Here is a 20,369-nt window from a genome sequence, read left to right as displayed (position 1 = left end):
TTTGTGGTATAATGAAAAATGTTGACAAATAGTATAATAAAAACAAAGGAGAAACAGCATGCTGAAATGGGAAGACTTGCCCGTGGAAATGAAATCAAGCGAGGTTGAGTCTTACTACCAGCTTGTCTCTAAAAGGAAGAGTTCGCTGATTTTCAAGCGTTGCTTGGATTGGGTTTTGGCCTTGGTTGTACTGGTTCTGACCTCTCCCATCTTTCTCATTTTGAGCGTTTGGATCAAGTTGGATAGCAAGGGGCCAGTGATTTACAAGCAAGAGCGCGTGACCCAGTACAATCGACCTTTCAAGATTTGGAAGTTCCGTACCATGGTGACGGATGCGGATAAAAAAGGGAGTCTGGTGACTTCTGCTAACGATAGCCGCATTACCAAGGTTGGCAATTTCATCCGTCGTGTGCGTTTGGACGAACTGCCTCAGTTGGTCAATGTTCTTAAAGGTGAGATGTCCTTTGTAGGGACGCGTCCTGAAGTGCCTCGTTACACAGAGCAGTATAGCCCTGAAATGATGGCGACCTTGCTCTTACCAGCAGGGATTACCTCTCCAGCCAGCATCAACTACAAGGATGAGGACACCATCATCAGTCAAATGACGGAGAAAGGTCTGTCAGTTGACCAGGCCTATGTTGAACATGTCCTTCCTGAAAAGATGCGCTATAACCTCGCCTATCTCCGAGAATTTAGTTTCTTTGGAGATATCAAAATCATGTTTCAAACCGTGTTTGAAGTGCTAAAATAAAGTAGTCATGAGAAAATGAGTACAGATAAAAGGAGCAAATCAATGCCAAATTACAATATTCCATTTTCACCACCCGATATTACGGAAGCAGAAATTGCTGAAGTAGCGGATACCCTGCGTTCTGGTTGGATCACAACAGGTCCTAAGACAAAAGAACTAGAGCGTCGCTTGTCTCAATATACACAGACGCCTAAGACTGTCTGTCTTAACTCTGCAACTGCCGCTCTTGAGTTGATTTTACGTGTGCTTGAAGTGGGACCTGGTGATGAGGTTATCGTTCCAGCCATGACCTATACAGCTTCATGTAGTGTCATCACTCACGTAGGAGCGACCCCTGTCATGGTGGATATTCAAGCAGATACGTTTGAAATGGACTATGACCTGCTTGAGCAAGCTATCACTGAGAAAACTAAGGTGATCATCCCAGTAGAGCTCGCAGGGATTGTTTGCGACTACGACCGTTTGTTCCAAGTTGTGGAGAAAAAACGTGATCTCTTTACCGCTTCAAGCAAGTGGCAAAAGGCCTTTAACCGTATTGTGATTGTCTCTGATAGTGCCCACGCTTTGGGATCTACTTATAAAGGGCAACCAGCTGGTTCTATTGCTGACTTTACCTCCTTCTCATTCCATGCCGTTAAGAATTTTACAACGGCAGAGGGTGGAAGTGCCACTTGGAAAGCCAATCCAGCGATTGACGACGAAGAGATGTACAAGGAATTCCAGATTCTGTCGCTTCACGGGCAAACTAAGGATGCCCTTGCTAAGATGCAACTGGGATCATGGGAATATGATATCGTCACACCAGCCTACAAGTGCAATATGACCGATATCATGGCGTCACTTGGTTTGGTACAATTGGATCGTTACTCTGGTTTGCTAGAACGTCGTAAGGACATTGTGGACCTCTATGATCGTGGTTTTGCAGGTTCTCGCATCCATCCTTTGGCACACAAGACTGAAACTGTCGAATCTTCACGTCACCTCTACATCACCCATGTAGAAGGAGCGAGTTTAGAAGAACGCAATCTTATCATCCAAGAATTGGCTAAAGCAGGAATTGCAAGCAATGTCCACTACAAACCGCTTCCGCTCTTGACAGCCTATAAGAATCTTGGCTTTGATATGGCGAACTATCCTAAGGCCTATACTTTCTTCGAAAATGAAATTACCCTCCCTCTTCATACTAAATTAAGCGATGAAGAAGTGGACTATATCATTGAGACTTTCAAAACAGTTTCTGAAAAAGTATTAGCTTCATCAAAAAAATGACAAACTACAGTCAAGTAATAGTGATTCTGTTTCTAAAAAGTCTAATTGAGTGTAAAACTGTTGTTTTCAATTGAAAGTCCTATAGTAAAATGAAATAAAAACAGGACAAATCAATCAGGATAGTCAAATTAATTTCTAGCAATATTTTAGAAGCAAAGGTGTACTCTTATAGTTTCAATATACTGTATGGTTTGAAATGAGATGTGAGCAATTTGGTGTAGCATTTAGAATTTTTATTAGGCATCATTTAGAAAATGTAGTGTCTTGTTCTAGTTTTCAATTCACCCTATTTTTTGAAAGACGCGAGTTTCCACGAATGAGGTTGTGGAAACTCGCGTCTTTCTTTTTTGTTTTCAGAATATTGTTCAAAGTTTTGAGACTATTTTTCATGTTCTAGTCATTCTTTTGAAATAATCTATAAAACACGTGTCTGCAATGATTTATATGTCCTATTCCAGTATTTTAGAAGAACTGCGTCTATTTTTATAGAGCTTGAATCTAGCTTTTATAGAAAATCTATTTAAGAAATATATTGTATTGTTTTGATTTCAATCCGCTATATGAACGATATTCATGTAAATATACCTGGCGAATGCTTGCATAACAAGATATTTGTTCTTGTATTTATAAATTAGTATTTTACGAGATGTCAACATGCTTTAAATACAGTGAATAGGATATTTTTATGTTCAAGCTAAGAAAGATAGTAATCACTTTTGAATGGAAGGTTAAAGAATTATTAGAAGTATGGTTAGATATATAAATGGTCACGCTTTCACAATTTTGATATTTTATTGTGTTATTCCTTGACAATTTTGATTTAAAAATATATTATAAAGAAAATGACAGCGGTGTCATTTTCTGGTATGGAATTTATATGAATATTAAATTAGGACATAATATTTTTAATTGGAGGCTAATATGAAATCTTTTCAACAAAATGAGGTTTTCTCTATTCGTAAGTCTAAGGTGGGAGTTTGCTCAGTTCTCTTAGCGGTTTTATTTATTGGAACACAAAGTGTTTTAGCTAATGAAGTAGTTGGTGAAACTTCTTCGTCTAAAGATAATATGCAAATGAACTCTTTGTTGAGTAGCACATCTACATCATTATCTGCGGAACCCCATCCTGATACTCTCAGTCTTGATAACAATTCAAGTTTAAGTACTGATAATAATGGAGGAGTGAGTATTAATCAAAATAAACCTGATATAACAAATGATACTATGATGGGTAACATCTCTGGGATGGAAGTGAATACTATTTTAAGTACTAATCTGAACGAACACGTAGCTTTGAATGTTAAAGATTATGGAGCAATAGGTGACGGGGTTAATGATGATCGACAAGCAATTCAAGATGCAATAGATGCTGCAGCTCAAGGGCTAGGTGGAGGAAATGTATATTTTCCGGAAGGAACTTATTTAGTAAAAGAAATTGTTTTTTTAAAAAGTCATACACACTTAGAATTGAATGAGAAAGCTACCATTCTAAATGGTATAAATATTAAGAATCACCCTTCTATTGTTTTTATGACAGGTTTATTTACGGATGATGGTGCGCAAGTAGAATGGGGCCCAACAGAAGATATTAGTTATTCTGGTGGTACTATTGATATGAACGGTGCTTTGAATGAAGAAGGAACTAAAGCAAAAAATCTACCACTTATAAATTCTTCAGGTGCATTTGCTATTGGGAATTCAAATAACGTAACTATAAAAAATGTAACATTCAAGGATAGTTATCAAGGGCATGCTATTCAAATTGCAGGTTCGAAAAATGTATTAGTTGATAATTCTCGTTTTCTTGGGCAAGCCTTACCCAAAACGATGAAGGATGGGCAAATCATAAGTAAGGAGAGCATTCAGATTGAACCATTAACTAGAAAAGGTTTTCCTTATGCCTTGAATGATGATGGGAAAAAATCTGAAAATGTGACTATTCAAAATTCCTATTTTGGCAAAAGTGATAAATCTGGGGAATTAGTAACAGCAATTGGCACACACTATCAAACATTGTCGACACAGAACCCCTCTAATATTAAAATTTTAAATAATCATTTTGATAACATGATGTATGCAGGTGTACGTTTTACAGGATTCACTGATGTATTAATCAAAGGAAATCGCTTTGATAAGAAAGTTAAAGGAGAGAGTGTACATTATCGAGAAAGCGGAGCAGCTTTAGTAAATGCTTATAGCTATAAAAACACTAAAGACCTATTAGATTTAAATAAACAGGTGGTTATCGCCGAAAATATATTTAATATTGCCGATCCTAAAACAAAAGCGATACGAGTTGCAAAAGATAGTGCAGAATATTTAGGAAAAGTATCAGATATTACTGTAACAAAAAATGTAATTAATAATAATTCTAAGGAAACAGAACAACCAAATATTGAATTATTACGAGTTAGTGATAATTTAGTAGTCTCAGAGAATAGTATATTCGGTGGTAAAGAAGGAATTGTTATTGAGGATTCAAAGGGTAAAATAACCGTTTTAAATAACCAATTTTATAATTTATCCGGTAAGTATATATCATTCATCAAATCTAATGCAAATGAGAAAGAACCTGTTATACGTGATAGCGATGGTAATTTCAATATTGTAACGGAGAATGGGCTTTACAAAATTGTAACAAATAACTTAAGTGATAAAAACGAAAAAGAAAAAAACAAAGAGGAAAAATTTAAAACAAGTTCATATGTGCATGAAAAACAATCTAATTCAAATAATGTAATTGATAGTAACCAGAAGAAAGGAGAGTTTAACTCAAGTAAAGATAATAGACAAATTAATGACAAGATCGACAATAAACAAGATAATAAGATAGAAGAAGTGAACCATAAAATAGTTGGAGATGGCAGAGAAACTGAAAATCATATTAATAAATCTAAAGAAATAGTAGAGGTAAAACAAAAATTACCAAAGACTGGTTCGAACAAGATTATGGAACTATTCTTAACAGTGACAGGAATTGGTTTACTTTTGACACTAAAAGGGTTGAAGTATTATGGTAAAGATAAATAAAATTTGTTCGATACAAGGAAGTTCTGTAGAAAATGAGGATACTGTAGGTTCACAAAATCAGTATTTTTGGATTATCGATGGAGCTACAGATTTATATAATTCTAAAGAGGAGATAGGTTATTCAGTCTCAGAAGTTGTACATATTTTATCAGAAAGTTTGTCGGTTAATTGTAAAGAATCAAAAACTCTTAAACAAATATTTGAAACTGCTTTACTCGAGGTTAAAGATGAAATCGGTTTAAACTCATATGAATTAACAGAGTATTATCGCTTACCAACATTTGCTTTTATATTTGCTAAACTTTCAGAAAAAAAGTTGGAGTATATGATTCTAGGTGACTGCGTCATGTTAGTAAACGAAATGGAAATAACTGATCATAGAGTAGATAACTTATTTGAAAAAGGGAAAAATGAGATAAAAGACTCAATTGGTACAAATAGTGTTTTAAATAAAAAAATTATTTTACAAAAAATCAGAAAATTATCTAATCAACCGAGTGGGTACTGGATAGGTTCGTTGGATGAGAGATTTTTAGACCATGCTATTATTAATCAAATAGATGTTACTAGTGAACAAATTGTTTTAATGAGCGATGGCTTTTATGAATTCTATCAAAATAATCAAAATAAAACTTTTGAAGAGTTAATTAAGATGAGATTTAATTCTTCTGCTATTGATCCAATCTATGGAAAGAAAGATGATGCAAGTATTCTAGTTATTGATGTTTGATATATTGTTTAAAATATTAATTGTTACTATTGAACTTTGTTAAGAAGAGGTACCTAAATGTTAAGGTTATATTTAGAAAATGAAATTATGGAATTATCAAATAATTTAGAGACCATTTGGGTATCTGTGCTTGATAAATATGAGAAGTTATTTGAATATTTATCAAATGAAGAACGAATAGAATTGATTAAAGAAGATTTAATCATAAATGAGTCAGTTCTAAATGTTGATAAAAAAGGATATGAGTTAATTTGTTTACAACATCCCGTTTCATATGACTTAAGAAGAATTATTAGTGTAATAAAAATATCAACTGACATTGAACGTATTGGGGATAGAATTGTTGAAATTTTAAAAAATCTACAGATTATTCAAAACAATGAAATTTTGAAGAAAATTATTTCAGAAATAAAAATACTTCATGAAGTTATCGGACTGCATATGAATAGGGCTATATCTTGTTATAGAGAGGAACAATCTGGATGTTTAGATATGGTTGTTATACAAAAACAGAATGAGATAGAAGAGCTTAGTATAAATATTGAAAAGAAAATCATGAATTACATATTTGAAGATGATGGGAACGTTTCTGAAGTAATTGGTGCTTTGGATATTATTCATCACCTTGATAAAATTGCTCATACTACGCAATCAATTTATAAATGGATAATGTATAGAAAATATGGGAACATAAATTAGAAAGAAAAATATATGAAAACAATTATTGATAATTTTGTTGATAGAGTAATTGAATACGGAATGTATAATGAAATTGACAAAATATATGTGAAAAATAGAGTACTAGCGTTAATAGGTGAGGAGGGAACTGATCGCATTTCCGATGAAAATGACCTGAAACAAATAAAAGATTACTTAGTGGAAATCGCCTTAAAAAACGGTAAAATTAAAGATTTAATCGAGGAAAAGGAATGTTTAGGAGCAGAGTTAATGAATTTCATAGTTCCTTTACCTAGTCGATTAAATGATATTTTTTGGAGTTCATATGATATATCACCTCAAGAAGCAGTTGAAGAGTTTTATAAGTTAAGTAAAGATAGTGATTATATTAAAACTTCTGCTATTGCTAAGAATATTGAGTTTAGAGCATCAACTAAATACGGAGAGCTAGAGATTACGATAAATTTGTCAAAACCCGAAAAAGATCCAAAAACAATTGCTGCTGAAAAATTAGTAAAAGCAACTAATTATCCCAAATGTTTACTATGTATGGAAAATGAAGGATATCAGGGGCGAATAAATTATCCAGCACGTTCGAATCATAGAATTATTCGGTTGAAACTTGGTGACGAAGTATGGGGATTCCAGTATTCTCCCTACTCATACTTTAATGAGCATGCGATATTTTTAAATAGTCAACATGTACCAATGGCTATTACCTCTAAAACATTTGAACAATTATTGGAGATTGTTGATATTTTGCCAGGATATTTTGCTGGTTCAAATTCTGATCTTCCTATCTCAGGAGGCTCCATTCTTAGTCATAACCACTACCAGGGAGGGAAACATATTTTCCCAATGGAAAAAGCAAAATTTGAGAGTGAATTTCGTTTTAAAGACTTTGAGGATGTTAATGCTGGTATTGTAAAATGGCCAATGTCAGTAATTAGGTTACAAAGTGAAAATAAAAATCGCTTGTTAGATTTAGCTACTAAAATTCTAAATAAGTGGAGAGAATATTCAGATTTAGAAGTAGACATCATTGCTATGACTGAAGATGTCCCACACCATACGGTGACTCCTATTGCTCGTAAAGTGGACGGGAGATATGAATTAGATATTGTTCTAAGAGATAATCATACTACTGAACAATACCCAGATGGTGTTTTCCATCCTCATCAAGATGTACAACATATTAAAAAGGAAAATATCGGATTAATCGAAGTGATGGGACTTGCGATATTACCACCTCGTTTGAAACCAGAGTTAGAAGAAGTTGGAAAATATCTTTTAGGAGAGGAAAACGCAATTGCGGATTATCATTTAGAATGGGCCGACCAATTGAAAGAAAAATATCCTCGCATTAATAAAGAAGAGGTTAATAGCGTAGTTCAACACGAAGCAGGACAAGTGTTTGCGAGAGTTCTGGAAGATGCAGGAGTTTATAAGAATACACCGTCTGGGCATGAAGCGTTTATGAGATTTGTTAAGTCGGTTGGAATTAATTAGGAGGAAACCCAAATGGCAATATTGGTAACAGGCGGAGCTGGTTATATTGGTAGCCATACCGTAGTAGAATTACTAAATTTAGGAAAGGAAGTCATCATTGTCGACAACCTTTCGAACTCTAGCATCTTGGTGCTAGACCGTATTGAAGCAATTACAGGAATACGTCCCGTGTTTTACGAATTAGATGTTTGTGATAAACAAGCATTGAGAAAGGTATTTGAACAAGAATCGATTGATGCTGCAATTCATTTTGCAGGTTATAAAGCTGTCGGAGAATCCGTGCAAAAACCTGTGATGTACTACAAAAATAATATTATGAGTACATTGGCGCTTGTTGAAGTGATGTCAGAATTTAATGTTAAAAAGATTGTCTTTTCTTCAAGTGCGACTGTATATGGAATTAACAATCAGTCACCTCTAATTGAGACTATGCAAACAAGTGCGACAAATCCTTATGGGTATACGAAAGTGATGCTTGAGCAAATTTTAAAAGATGTTCATGTGGCAGATTCAGAATGGAGTATTGCGTTGCTTCGTTATTTCAATCCAATTGGTGCTCATGAGTCTGGTTTGATTGGGGAAGATCCCTCAGGAATTCCTAACAACTTGATGCCCTATATTGCACAAGTAGCGGTAGGTAAGCTGTCAGAACTAAGTGTGTTCGGAAATGATTATGATACGCTTGACGGTACTGGTGTGCGCGATTATATCCATGTAGTAGATTTAGCAATAGGACATATAAAAGCTTTAGAAAAAGTATCTGAAAAAACAGATGTTTATATCTATAACCTAGGCTCGGGAGAAGGAACTAGTGTATTACAACTAGTAAATACATTTGAAAGTGTTAACAAGATCCCTATTCCTTATAAAATAGTTCCAAGACGTTCAGGAGACGTTGCAACTTGTTATGCAAATGCAGACAAAGCATATAAGGAATTAAATTGGAGGACAACAAAATCGATTGAAGACATGTGTAGAGATACATGGAATTGGCAATCAAAAAATCCCAATGGCTATAATTGATGATACTGTCTATATGAGTGCTGTATTTTGGAAAAATTACTTAACCTTTTAATGAAATGCATATTTAATGAAAGATAAATTTTTTTTAAAAAATTTTTGAAAGCGCTTGACAAAGTAAACGGTTTCGTTATATAATATAAGCATAGATGACACCGGTGTCAAATATAAAAAAGAGGGTCTTTATATGAAAAACCTAACAAAAATTAAGTTCAAAGAAAATGGAGAATTTAATCATTTTCCAGGAAATACTGTTGTAGCAAATCTTTATAATAAACAAGATTTGATGGAAGTTGTTGATATTATTCAATCACGTTATAGAGAATTACCATTTATTGATAAGTTCACTTTAACTCCAAGGAATTCTATTCACATGACTGTAATTGAATTGTTGTGCCATGAAAATCGTGAAACGGAGTTTTGGAGCAGTAATCTTCCTTTAGATACACCTTTACAGAAAATACATGATTACTTTGCTAAACAACTTGAAATTTTTCCATTGTTAAATGAAGAAATTCTTATGCGTGTAACGGAAATGGGAAAACAAAACATACTAGTTGAACCTGCAGATGAAGCTTCTGCTAAGAGATTAGAAGAAATTCGTACTTATGTCTCAGAAAAAGCAGGTGTTCGTTTCCCTAATCATGATAGATATCAATTCCATATTTCAATTGGGTATCTTCGGATTCCTCTAACCGAAGAGGAGGAAGAAGAGTTTACTAAAGTTAGAGCGGAATTAACTGAAATCTTATTAGAGAAGATTCCAACTATTACTGTAAACCGTATTGACTATACTGTATTTGAAGATATGAGACAATTTGTTCCATATCACGAAAAATTTAAATAAAATAATAAAAAAGGAGAACTTATCATGAAAAAAATGAAAGTTTGGTCTACTGTACTTGCAACGGGAGTTGCTCTTACTACACTTGCTGCTTGCTCTGGAGGTTCAAATTCTACGACTGCTTCTTCATCTGAAGAAAAAGCTGATAAAAGTCAAGAATTAGTAATCTATTCGAACTCAGTTTCAAATGGTCGTGGTGATTGGTTAACTGCTAAAGCAAAAGAAGCTGGTTTTAATATAAAAATGGTTGATATTCCTGGCGCTCAATTAGCAGACCGTGTTATTGCCGAGAAGAATAATGCAGTTGCAGATATGGTATTTGGAATTGGTGCTGTTGATTCAAATAAAATTAGAGATCAAAAATTACTAGTCCAGTACAAGCCTAAATGGTTAGATAAAATTGATCAATCTTTATCAGATAAAGATAATTATTATAATCCTGTGATTGTTCAACCATTAGTTTTAATTGGGGCGCCTGATGTAAAAGAAATGCCTAAAGATTGGACTGAATTAGGTAGTAAGTATAAAGGTAAATATTCAATTTCTGGTCTTCAAGGTGGTACAGGACGGGCAATTCTAGCAAGTATCTTAGTTCGATACCTTGATGATAAAGGTGAATTAGGTGTTTCCGAAAAAGGTTGGGAAGCAGCAAAAGAATATTTGAAAAATGCATACACTCTTCAAAAGGGAGAAAGTTCAATTGTTAAGATGTTAGACAAAGAAGATCCAATACAATATGGAATGATGTGGGGTTCTGGTGCATTAGTTGGACAAAAAGAACAAAATGTTGTTTTCAAAGTTATGACTCCTGAGATTGGTGTACCATTTGTAACTGAACAAACTATGGTTTTAAGCACTAGTAAAAAACAAGCGTTAGCTAAAGAATTTATTGATTGGTTTGGTCAAACAGAAATTCAAGTAGAATATAGTAAGAACTTTGGATCTATTCCTGCAAATAAAGATGCCCTCAAAGATCTACCAGAAGATACTAAGAAATTTGTTGATCAAGTGAAACCACAAAATATTGACTGGGAAGCTGTTGGAAAACATTTGGATGAATGGGTAGAAAAAGCTGAATTAGAATACGTACAATAAGAAATAAGAGTTAATTTTTATGTCCAAGTCTCTCTATTATTTCTAAATTTATAGAAGAAATAAAGAGAGGCTTTTGGTTTAGTAATAGAGGGAGTTAGTGAGATGATTAAATTTGATAATATTCAAATTAAATATGGTGATTTTGTTGCAATTGATAATCTGAATTTAGATATACATGAAGGGGAATTCTTTACATTTCTTGGGCCTTCAGGGTGTGGTAAATCAACTACTTTGAGAGCATTGGTAGGTTTTCTAGATCCATCATCAGGAAGTATTGAAGTTAATGGAACAAATGTCACTCATTTGGAACCTGAAAAGCGTGGAATTGGTATTGTATTTCAATCTTATGCGCTATTTCCAACTATGACTGTTTTTGATAATATTGCATTTGGTTTAAAAGTTAAGAAGGTAGCTCCAGATGTTATTAAAGCTAAAGTATCAGCAGTAGCAGCAAAAATTAAGATCTCTGATCAACAGTTACAGCGTAATGTATCAGAATTATCTGGGGGTCAACAACAAAGGGTAGCATTGGCTCGTGCTCTGGTTCTTGAACCTAAAATTCTTTGTCTAGATGAACCATTGTCAAACCTTGACGCAAAATTACGTGTAGATTTGAGAAAAGAGTTGAAAAGACTTCAAAAAGAGTTAGGTATTACTACTTTATATGTTACTCATGATCAAGAGGAAGCCTTGACTTTATCTGATAGAATTGCAGTCTTTAACAATGGATACATCGAACAGGTCGGTACACCAGTAGAGATTTATCATAATTCTCAAACTGAATTTGTATGTGATTTTATTGGAGATATTAATGTTTTGACCGATGAAACAGTCCACGAAGTATTACTGAAAAATGCAAGCGTTTTCTTAGAAGATAAAAAAGGATACATTCGATTAGAGAAAGTTCGATTCAATCGTGAAACTGAACAAGATTTCACTCTAAAAGGGACAATTATTGATGTTGAGTTTTCTGGAGTTACAATTCACTATACAATAAAAGTTTCTGAAAGTCAGATTCTTAATGTAACAAGTATTGATAGTCAGGCTGCTATTAGATCTGTCGGAGAAAGTGTGGAATTATTTATCACACCATCAGACGTTCTGCAATTTTAAGGAGGTGCAGTATGCGTCATAAATTAAATTTAAAAGATTGGCTTATTCGTTTAGGGTTAATCTGGTTCTTAGTAACATTTATTATTTATCCAAACTTTGATCTAGTAGTGAATGTATTTGTAAAAGGAGGAGAATTTTCCCTTGATGCTGTACATCGTGTTCTAAAATCTCAGAGGGCACTTCAGAGTATTATGAACAGTTTTAAGTTGGCATTTTCACTCATTATTACAGTTAATATCGTAGGTATTCTTTGTGTTCTATTTACAGAATACTTTGATATTAAAGGTGCTAAAATTTTAAAATTAGGTTATATGACCTCTTTAATTTATGGAGGAGTGGTTTTAGCGACTGGATATAAATTTGTCTATGGTCCTTATGGATTGATTACAAAATTTTTACAAAATATTATCCCTTCTTTAGACCCTAACTGGTTTATTGGGTATGGTGCAGTCTTATTCATTATGACATTTTCAGGAACTGCTAATCATACATTGTTTTTAACAAATACAATTCGAAGCGTTGACTATCACACTATTGAGGCTGCTCGAAATATGGGAGCAAAACCATTTACTGTTTTCCGAAAAGTAGTGTTACCAACCTTAATTCCAACTCTATTTGCACTTACTATCATGGTTTTTCTTAGTGGTTTATCTGCAGTAGCAGCACCCATGATTGTTGGTGGTAAAGAATTTCAAACTATAAATCCAATGATTATTACATTTGCAGGGATGGGGAATTCTCGTGATTTAGCTGCCCTACTTGCAATTATTTTAGGTATTGCAACTACAATTTTGCTTACTATCATGAACAAGATAGAAAAAGGTGGAAATTATATTTCTATCTCTAAGACTAAAGCGCCTCTTAAAAAACAAAAAATTGCGTCTAAGCCTTGGAATATCATTGCTCACATTGTAGCATATGGATTGTTCACAGTTTTCATGCTTCCACTAATTTTTATAGTATTATACTCATTTACAGATCCAGTTGCAATTCAAACAGGTAACTTAACATTATCAAACTTTACTTTAGAAAATTATCGCTTATTCTTTAGTAATAGTGCGGCATTCTCTCCATTCTTGGTCAGCTTTATTTATTCTATTATTGCTGCGACAACAGCAACAATTCTCGCAGTTGTATTTGCTCGTGTTGTCAGAAAACATAAATCTCGTTTTGATTTCTTATTTGAATATGGTGCTCTACTTCCTTGGTTACTACCAAGTACACTTTTAGCAGTAAGTTTATTATTTACTTTTAATCAGCCACAATTTCTTGTCTTGAATCAGATTTTGGTAGGTAGTTTGGTAATTCTACTTATTGCATATATAGTTGTAAAAATCCCATTTTCTTATAGAATGGTACGTGCTATTTTATTTAGTGTTGATGATGAGATGGAAGATGCAGCAAGAAGTATGGGTGCTTCACCTTTTTATACTATGATGAAGGTTATCATTCCATTTATTTTACCGGTTGTTCTCTCTGTTATTGCTTTAAACTTTAACTCTTTATTAACTGACTTCGACTTATCTGTATTTCTTTACCATCCATTAGCTCAACCACTGGGTATAACTATTCGTTCAGCAGGTGATGAAACAGCAACTTCAAATGCTCAAGCACTTGTATTCGTTTATACTATTGTATTAATGATAATTTCTGGTTCTGTTTTATACTTTACTCAGAGACCAGTTAGTAGAAAAAGGAAATAATAATGCAAGCAACAAGCTTAGGACTATCATATATCGAAATTGTATTAAGAATTGTACTTTCATTAGTTATTGGTGGTGTAATTGGTTTAGAGAGAGGAAGTAAATCTCAACCAGCAGGTATTCGTACACATAGTATTGTTTGTCTGGCTGCATGTTTAATTATGATGACTAATGAGTATGTATCTTATAAATTTGGTACAGGAGATCCTACACGCTTAGGTGCGCAGGTTATATCAGGTGTTGGTTTTCTTGGGGCTGGAACAATACTTATTACAGATAAAAAGAAAATAACTGGTTTAACAACTGCAGCCGGAATATGGGCTTCAGCTGGAATCGGTCTAGCTATTGGTGTTGGTTTTTATGAAGGAGCCATACTAGGAGCAATGTCTGTTTGGAGTGTTATAACTATGTTCCAACCTTTAAAAAAATATCTTCAAAGTCGTTCAAAGATAATCGAATTGTATATCGTTGTTAGATCTACAGAGGCATATAATCGGGTACTAGTATACTGTGCTGAGAATGGCATTAGAATGACTGATTCTAGAACTGCATTTGGAGATGTTAATTCAGAAAGAATTGAATATTTTGATGTTCCAGACAAAAAAATCGCGTCATTTATTACTCTGGAATTATCAGGTAGATTTGAGCACCTTAAACTAATGGAAGAAATTGCTAATATTGTTGGTGTGATTTATGTTGAGGAAATCAGCTAATCTAGGGATAAACAAAGGGACGGATTATTCTAGTCCTTTTGTTTTCTTTAAATAATAAGAAATATAAGGGCACATCTAAGAACTCAATTTCAATACTTTTAAACATTGATGTATCAACGTTTTCTGAGCAATAAAAATAGAAAATCGGTAGTTTTTAGAGGTGTCCATAATAATTTTTGAAGAAAAGGATCTAACTAATTTGAGAGTATATAAAGTGGATTTTGATGCAGGAAAAATAACTTATTTTGATGACTATAATCTCATACAGGTATACCACTTCCATTCATTTTATGATGTTTGTGAGATGGTGTTCGCTTGTCATTTACCATTTGAAGAAATGCTTAGAAATGTTATTGTTAAGGAGAAAGCTGTTCCCATATTAGAGTGTTATATTGAACAGATAATGAATACATTTCTAAATACAGAAGGATTTACTGAAAATGATTCCTTGGAATTTTCAGGTAGTGTATTTTCTTATCCGGTGATTTGTAATGCAGTTTACAAAATAGTACAAAACAGTGAATTGAATTGTAAAATTTATGTTACTAGTACTGAAAGTTAATGTAGATTTAGTGAAGTATTTCCTCCAGATGTAAACTAGATTAAAAGATTAGAATGTAATTTTCTTGTTAAAATAATTTAAATATTGTATAGTTATAGTGAAGGTTTATGACAGGAGTATTTTAATGGAAAAAGGGAAAAAGGTAACGATATATGATATTGCACGTTTGTCTGGTTTTTCTCCAAAGACAGTTTCACGTGTAATAAATGGAGGGAATAGAGTAAAACCTGAGACTTATAATGCCATAAAAAAAGTCATCGATGAGTTATCCTATATTCCAAATGCCTATGCTCAGAATTTAACGAAGAAAGAAACCACGAATATTTTAATATCTGTGAAGAAGATTGATTCTTTTCCTTTAATCTGGTTTCAAACACTTTTAGATAAAGTTTTACAAACTTGTAGACAATTTGGAGTAAATGCTATTGTTGAATATTTTGGAGAGGAAGATTCGATTAGTAATTCAATTATTTCAAGTATTGGTAGCCTTGTAGATGGAGTGATTGTCTTTTATGAGGGGGAGAATGATATTCGAATCCAATATTTAAAGAAAAATAATATGCCTTTCATTGTCTTTGGAGAGTCTCAAACACCTGGAGTAGTTTACGTATCTAACAATAACTTTCAAGCTACTTATGATATGATGAAAGTAGTTTTGGAAAAGAATTTTAAAGATATGTGGTTACTTATGGGAGGTGAGTCTTATGTAAATAAGGATCGAGAGAGAGGAGTGAGAACTTTTTTAAAGGATAATAATTATTCTATGGATTTGAAGGTAGTTTATGGTTTAACTACAATAGAGTCAGTTTATTCCTTTGCTGTGAATGATTTGTCTTTTGGAAATTATCCAGATATTATATTTGTTTCAGGCGATGAAAAAGTTCAGGGACTAATTCGTGCGTGTTACGAAAAAGGAATAGCGATTCCGGATAATATATCCGTTGTTGGATTTGATAATATTCCAATTTCACAGTATTACACTCCTGCTTTATCTACAATTTCTCCTAATTATGTTAAATTAGCTCAAGAAATGATTGAAGGGGTATTAGCAATTATAAAGGGGGAAAGTGTCACATCTGTTGAAGTTTCTACTAAACTTGTTAGGAGACAGAGTTTCTAGTATTGTTTAATTCTTGAAAATCCTAATGGAAAAGATGGAGTGTTCTAAAGTAAGTTCTGTTTAGCATCTATTCAGTTTCTATTGAGTTGGATCCAATTTCTAACAAGTGGGACATTTTCACGTTCGATTTACTAAAGACATTATCACATTCGAATCACACATCTTTCAAAAAAATCGTAAAAAAGTCTTGACAAAGAAAAAACAAAGTATTAAAATAAGTTCAACAAATCAGAAAAGTAACTATTTTTGATCTTCAGGGAGCCTGTGGTGATTGTGAACAGGTGGTTGGAAGTAGTGAAAGTGGGCTGATTTTGAAAATGAATTTGAAACAATGAAAATTCGGTGCGCACACCTTACAGTGCAACTTGTTGTTAGACAAGGCAGAGATGTAAAGGGATAGTCCCTTTATAATTGAGGTGGCACCGCGTTACCAACGCCCTCACATGGAATTTAATTCTGTGTGTGGGCTTTTTTCATATCTTGGAACCAATACAGAAAGAGGGAAAATTTTATGACAACTAAAGGTTATTTTGGACAATTTGGTGGTAGTTTTGTACCGGAGCCGATTCAGGCTTTGTTGGATGAGTTGGAAGAGACATTTGACAAGTACAAGAATGATCCAGAGTTTTTGGCAGAATTTCGTCATTACTTAAAGGACTATTCAGGTCGCGAAACACCGCTCTATTTTGCGGAAAGTTTGACAGATCACTTAGGTGGCGCTAAGATTTATCTCAAGCGTGAAGACCTTAACCACCTTGGTTCTCACAAGCTCAACAACGTTTTAGGACAAATTCTTCTTGCTAAACGCATGGGCAAAAAACGAGTGATTGCGGAAACAGGAGCTGGTCAGCACGGTGTTGCGACAGCAGCGGCTGCAGCCAAGTTTGGTATGGCCTGTGATGTCTACATGGGAGCAGAGGATGTGGAACGTCAACGTCTCAATGTTTTCCGTATGGAGATGATGGGAGCAACTGTTCACGCAGTTGAAACGGGGACACGAACTCTTAAGGATGCAGTCGATGCAGCCTTTGGAGCATGGATGAATGACCTTGAAGCCTTCTATGTTCTTGGATCTGCTGTGGGTCCTCACCCTTATCCTACTATTGTTCATGAGTTCCAAAAAATCATCAGTGAAGAATCTCGTCGCCAAATCTTAGAAAAAGAAGGACGCTTGCCAGACTACGTTATTGCCTGTGTAGGTGGTGGTTCCAATGCCATTGGTGCTTTTTCACAGTATGTGGCTGATGAAGAAGTCAAATTGGTTGGGGTTGAAGCTGCTGGGCACGGACTTGATACAGACAAGCACGCAGCTACTATGACAAAAGGTAGTATCGGAATTGTTGATGGCATGAAGACTTATGCAGTCTTTAAGGAAGATGGAGAGCTGGCTCCAGTTTACTCTATCTCAGCTGGATTGGACTATCCAGGGGTTGGCCCAGAACACGCCTACTTCAAAGATTCAGGTCGCGTGGAATATGTGGCTGCGACAGATGAAGAAGCTGTTCAGGCTCTCCTCCTTCTCAGTAAGACTGAAGGAATTATCCCAGCTATTGAAAGTTCGCACGCTATCGCAGAAGCAGTTAAACGTGCACCGAAACTAAGTAAAGATGACATTATCATCATCAATGTCTCTGGTCGTGGAGACAAGGACGTAGCTGCAATTGCAGACTACCTAGAAGCTAAAAAATAAAAGATGGGAAAATTACAGTCTTTTCTCTCACAGAGAGCTTGTGGTTGCTGGAAACAAGCAGAGAAAGCTGTAAGGTTGGGTCCATTTGAAACGAGAGAAAAAAACATAATTCTCAAGGGAGTGCCCTTTATCGCACAGCCTGTTACAGGAGGTATCTGAGACAGGAATGAGAAATAGGAGAAATCCTATAATTGAGGTGGCACCGCGAATTTCGTCCTCACGCAAGTTATTTTGCGTGGGGATTTTTATATGTCTATTATAGGTTCAGCTGTTTAGTTTTAAATTGTTGTTCATTATTAAATAGATTGCTACAAAAAATTTGCGAACGAAGTGAGCTTTTAAAAGATATTTCCCGCCATAGTGGTATCCTAGAGAAGCAAATATGCTTCTCTAGGACGGAATTTTTGAGAGTAAAATAGTTCGGGGAACTATTTTAGCCCGAGCCTAGAAATGAATGAGCTAGGAGCTCAAAAATTAGGTCTTTTATTTCATGGATTTCTAAAATCATCCACTGGATAATTTTACCTCCCGTCCGCACTATTTAAGGGAAATAGAAAAAGATAATAAATTAAGACTAAAAGTCTATAAAGAAAAGAATTGAAAGGGAAATTACAATGGAACGAATCATTCATGGAGATGTCTTATCACCAATCTTGGCTTATATGCGCCTAAAGGGGCAACACAAGGTTATCTTAGAAAGTATTCCGAGAGACAAGGAAACAGCTCGTTTTTCTATCCTAGCCTATAATCCTGTTTTTGAGATTAAGTTTGAAAATGGAGTCCTTTATCAAAATGGTCAAGTGATTGATCGGGATTCTTTGGATTTCCTTTATGAAGTGACTCATAAGAGCCAGCACCATTCAGATCTACCTTTTGGTGGTGGGGCAATTGGTTTTGTTGGTTACGATATGATTTCGCTTTATGAAGAAATTGGTCAAATTCCTGAAGATACAATTGGAACGCCAGACATGCATTTCTTCGTTTATGAGAGTTACATTGTTTTTGACCACAAGAAGGAAAAAATCCATGTCATCGAGGATGCTCTTTATAGCGAGCGTAGTCAAGAAGCCTTGGAAGAAGCCTTGAACCAAGTGCTTGAGGAATTACGTATTCCTGCTCCAAATGAATTTGAAGACTTGGATCTATCTCCTCTGGACTTCAAACCACATATCGCTCCTCAGAAGTTTGAGGAAATGGTGGAAACCGCTCGTGACTTGATTCGTAATGGAGATATGTTCCAATGCGTGCTTAGTCAACGCTTCTCAGCAGAGGTTACTGGAAATCCATTTGACTTCTATAGAAATCTTCGCGTGACTAATCCTTCTAATTATCTTTATTTCTATGATTTTGGTGATTATCAAATCATCGGAGCTAGTCCAGAAAGTTTGGTTTCTGTCAAAAATGGCATCGTGACAACCAATCCGATTGCAGGTACGCGACCAAGAGGAGCTACGGATGAAGAAGACAAGGATTTGGCGACAGACCTACTTTCGGATGAGAAGGAAACAGCAGAACATCGGATGTTGGTAGACTTGGGACGCAATGATATCGGTCGCATCTCTGAAACGGCAAGTGTTCAAGTTACCAAATATATGGAAGTGGAGCTCTTCCGTTATGTTATGCATTTGACCAGCGTGGTCAAGGGGCGTTTACTTCCAGAACTCACTGCCATGGATGCCTTGAAATCAACACTTCCTGCTGGAACCGTTTCAGGAGCACCAAAGATTCGAGCGATGAGACGCATCTATGAACTGGAAACAGAAAAGCGGGGAGTATATGCAGGAGCAATTGGCTACTTGTCTGCGACGGGTGATATGGATTTCGCCATTGCCATCCGAACCATGATTCTCAAAAATCAAACAGCCTATGTGCAGGCTGGGGCAGGGATTGTCTACGACTCCATCGCCCAAAACGAATACCAAGAAACCATTAACAAAGCAAAATCTATGACTAGAATTGGAGAACTAAGACCATGATTTTATTGATTGACAACTATGATTCTTTTACCTATAACTTGGCCCAGTACATTGGGAATTTTGCAGAAGTACAGGTCTTGAGAAATGATGATCCCAAGCTGTATGAAGAAGCTGAAAAAGCAGATGGTCTGGTCTTTTCGCCCGGCCCAGGTTGGCCAGTTGATGCTGGAAATATGGAAGATATGATTCGTGACTTTGCTGGCAAGAAGCCGATTCTTGGGATTTGTTTGGGCCACCAAGCCATTGCAGAAGTCTTTGGTGGTAAGTTAGGTTTGGCTCCAAAAGTCATGCATGGGAAACAGAGCAACATCAGCTTTGAAGCGCCATCTGTTTTGTATCAAGGCATTGAGGATGGCCGTGCAGTCATGCGTTACCACAGTATTTTGATTGAAGAAATGCCAGAAGACTTTGAAGTGACAGCTCGTTCGACTGATGACCAAGCTATCATGGGGATTCAACATAAAAACCTACCGATTTATGGCTTCCAGTACCATCCAGAGAGTATCGGAACGCCAGATGGCTTGTCTTCTATTCGGAATTTTATCGAGAAGGTTGTAAAGTGAGGA

At 35.1% G+C, this 20,369-nt stretch carries 17 protein-coding genes and 1 other annotated feature; all 17 genes read left to right on the top strand.

The features are described from left to right. The first annotated feature begins 58 nt into the window (after positions 1-58). The 17 genes from HT725_RS05635 to HT725_RS05555 all read left to right on the top strand — a co-directional run bounded on the left by HT725_RS05635 (position 59) and on the right by HT725_RS05555 (position 20,366). Positions 59-751 carry a sugar transferase gene (locus HT725_RS05635; RefSeq protein WP_164226061.1) on the top strand — a complete coding sequence of 231 codons (693 nt, stop codon included), beginning with the start codon at positions 59-61 and terminating at the stop codon, positions 749-751. 42 nt (positions 752-793) lie between these two features. After that, positions 794-2,020 carry a DegT/DnrJ/EryC1/StrS aminotransferase family protein gene (locus HT725_RS05630; protein ID WP_173253189.1) on the top strand — a complete coding sequence of 409 codons (1,227 nt, stop codon included), beginning with the start codon at positions 794-796 and terminating at the stop codon, positions 2,018-2,020. Positions 2,021-2,941: 921 nt separating this feature from the next. Beyond that, entirely contained in the window at positions 2,942-5,050 is a 2,109-nt protein-coding gene (locus HT725_RS05625) for a glycosyl hydrolase family 28-related protein (RefSeq protein WP_173253188.1), read from the top strand. Beyond that, positions 5,034-5,780 carry a protein phosphatase 2C domain-containing protein gene (locus HT725_RS05620; protein ID WP_173253187.1) on the top strand — a complete coding sequence of 249 codons (747 nt, stop codon included), beginning with the start codon at positions 5,034-5,036 and terminating at the stop codon, positions 5,778-5,780. The genes HT725_RS05625 and HT725_RS05620 overlap by 17 nt, the downstream gene beginning before the upstream one ends. Before the next feature lie 57 nt (positions 5,781-5,837). Further along, positions 5,838-6,479: a phosphate uptake regulator PhoU gene (locus tag HT725_RS05615; RefSeq protein WP_173253186.1), complete on the top strand. Its 642-nt coding sequence runs from the start codon at positions 5,838-5,840 to the stop codon at positions 6,477-6,479. A gap of 12 nt (positions 6,480-6,491) precedes the next feature. After that, positions 6,492-7,967: a UDP-glucose--hexose-1-phosphate uridylyltransferase gene (gene galT, locus HT725_RS05610; protein ID WP_173253185.1), complete on the top strand. Its 1,476-nt coding sequence runs from the start codon at positions 6,492-6,494 to the stop codon at positions 7,965-7,967. A gap of 12 nt (positions 7,968-7,979) precedes the next feature. Continuing rightward, positions 7,980-8,990 (top strand): UDP-glucose 4-epimerase GalE, encoded by a 1,011-nt coding sequence (galE, locus tag HT725_RS05605; protein WP_000996560.1) that lies wholly within the window; start codon positions 7,980-7,982, stop codon positions 8,988-8,990. 184 nt (positions 8,991-9,174) lie between these two features. After that, entirely contained in the window at positions 9,175-9,834 is a 660-nt protein-coding gene (locus HT725_RS05600; protein ID WP_000793803.1) for a DUF1868 domain-containing protein, read from the top strand. A 24-nt stretch (positions 9,835-9,858) separates the two neighbouring features. After that, the gene (locus HT725_RS05595) at positions 9,859-10,926 is read left to right on the top strand and encodes an extracellular solute-binding protein (protein WP_083988367.1); all 1,068 of its coding nucleotides are present in this window, start codon (positions 9,859-9,861) and stop codon (positions 10,924-10,926) included. Positions 10,927-11,028: 102 nt separating this feature from the next. Further along, positions 11,029-12,039 carry an ABC transporter ATP-binding protein gene (locus HT725_RS05590; protein ID WP_061389837.1) on the top strand — a complete coding sequence of 337 codons (1,011 nt, stop codon included), beginning with the start codon at positions 11,029-11,031 and terminating at the stop codon, positions 12,037-12,039. A gap of 11 nt (positions 12,040-12,050) precedes the next feature. After that, a complete protein-coding gene (locus HT725_RS05585; RefSeq protein WP_138707339.1) occupies positions 12,051-13,742 on the top strand; it encodes an iron ABC transporter permease in 1,692 nt (563 codons plus the stop codon). 2 nt (positions 13,743-13,744) lie between these two features. Further along, entirely contained in the window at positions 13,745-14,455 is a 711-nt protein-coding gene (locus HT725_RS05580) for an MgtC/SapB family protein (RefSeq protein WP_001149044.1), read from the top strand. Positions 14,456-14,615: 160 nt separating this feature from the next. Beyond that, a complete protein-coding gene (locus tag HT725_RS05575) occupies positions 14,616-15,017 on the top strand; it encodes a hypothetical protein (RefSeq protein WP_000022332.1) in 402 nt (133 codons plus the stop codon). A gap of 124 nt (positions 15,018-15,141) precedes the next feature. After that, positions 15,142-16,137 carry a LacI family DNA-binding transcriptional regulator gene (locus HT725_RS05570; RefSeq protein ID WP_000410752.1) on the top strand — a complete coding sequence of 332 codons (996 nt, stop codon included), beginning with the start codon at positions 15,142-15,144 and terminating at the stop codon, positions 16,135-16,137. A gap of 214 nt (positions 16,138-16,351) precedes the next feature. Then, positions 16,352-16,581 (top strand) — a binding site (T-box leader). 67 nt (positions 16,582-16,648) lie between these two features. Beyond that, positions 16,649-17,827, top strand: coding sequence for a tryptophan synthase subunit beta (gene trpB / locus HT725_RS05565; protein WP_173253184.1), 1,179 nt, complete (start codon positions 16,649-16,651; stop codon positions 17,825-17,827). A gap of 614 nt (positions 17,828-18,441) precedes the next feature. Further along, the gene (gene trpE, locus HT725_RS05560) at positions 18,442-19,803 is read left to right on the top strand and encodes an anthranilate synthase component I (RefSeq protein WP_166736606.1); all 1,362 of its coding nucleotides are present in this window, start codon (positions 18,442-18,444) and stop codon (positions 19,801-19,803) included. Continuing rightward, on the top strand, positions 19,800-20,366 hold the full coding sequence (locus tag HT725_RS05555) for an aminodeoxychorismate/anthranilate synthase component II (RefSeq protein ID WP_173219616.1): 567 nt from the start codon (positions 19,800-19,802) through the stop codon (positions 20,364-20,366). Before trpE ends, HT725_RS05555 begins: the two co-directional genes overlap by 4 nt. Positions 20,367-20,369 lie beyond the last annotated feature (3 nt).

The sequence above is a fragment of the Streptococcus sp. 2579 genome (assembly GCF_013277195.1).
Classification (GTDB): Bacteria; Bacillota; Bacilli; order Lactobacillales; family Streptococcaceae; genus Streptococcus.
This window is presented reverse-complemented; position numbering and strand designations above follow the sequence as displayed.

Excerpts from the sequence above, each read along its gene's own strand:
- HT725_RS05635 (WP_164226061.1), top strand. The coding sequence starts at position 59 with ATGCTGAAATGGGAAGACTTGCCCGTGGAAATGAAATCAAGCGAGGTT.
- HT725_RS05630 (WP_173253189.1), top strand. The coding sequence starts at position 794 with ATGCCAAATTACAATATTCCATTTTCACCACCCGATATTACGGAAGCA.
- HT725_RS05625 (WP_173253188.1), top strand. The coding sequence starts at position 2,942 with ATGAAATCTTTTCAACAAAATGAGGTTTTCTCTATTCGTAAGTCTAAG.
- HT725_RS05620 (WP_173253187.1), top strand. The coding sequence starts at position 5,034 with ATGGTAAAGATAAATAAAATTTGTTCGATACAAGGAAGTTCTGTAGAA.
- HT725_RS05615 (WP_173253186.1), top strand. The coding sequence starts at position 5,838 with ATGTTAAGGTTATATTTAGAAAATGAAATTATGGAATTATCAAATAAT.
- galT (WP_173253185.1), top strand. The coding sequence starts at position 6,492 with ATGAAAACAATTATTGATAATTTTGTTGATAGAGTAATTGAATACGGA.
- galE (WP_000996560.1), top strand. The coding sequence starts at position 7,980 with ATGGCAATATTGGTAACAGGCGGAGCTGGTTATATTGGTAGCCATACC.
- HT725_RS05600 (WP_000793803.1), top strand. The coding sequence starts at position 9,175 with ATGAAAAACCTAACAAAAATTAAGTTCAAAGAAAATGGAGAATTTAAT.
- HT725_RS05595 (WP_083988367.1), top strand. The coding sequence starts at position 9,859 with ATGAAAAAAATGAAAGTTTGGTCTACTGTACTTGCAACGGGAGTTGCT.
- HT725_RS05590 (WP_061389837.1), top strand. The coding sequence starts at position 11,029 with ATGATTAAATTTGATAATATTCAAATTAAATATGGTGATTTTGTTGCA.
- HT725_RS05585 (WP_138707339.1), top strand. The coding sequence starts at position 12,051 with ATGCGTCATAAATTAAATTTAAAAGATTGGCTTATTCGTTTAGGGTTA.
- HT725_RS05580 (WP_001149044.1), top strand. The coding sequence starts at position 13,745 with ATGCAAGCAACAAGCTTAGGACTATCATATATCGAAATTGTATTAAGA.
- HT725_RS05570 (WP_000410752.1), top strand. The coding sequence starts at position 15,142 with ATGGAAAAAGGGAAAAAGGTAACGATATATGATATTGCACGTTTGTCT.
- trpB (WP_173253184.1), top strand. The coding sequence starts at position 16,649 with ATGACAACTAAAGGTTATTTTGGACAATTTGGTGGTAGTTTTGTACCG.
- trpE (WP_166736606.1), top strand. The coding sequence starts at position 18,442 with ATGGAACGAATCATTCATGGAGATGTCTTATCACCAATCTTGGCTTAT.
- HT725_RS05555 (WP_173219616.1), top strand. The coding sequence starts at position 19,800 with ATGATTTTATTGATTGACAACTATGATTCTTTTACCTATAACTTGGCC.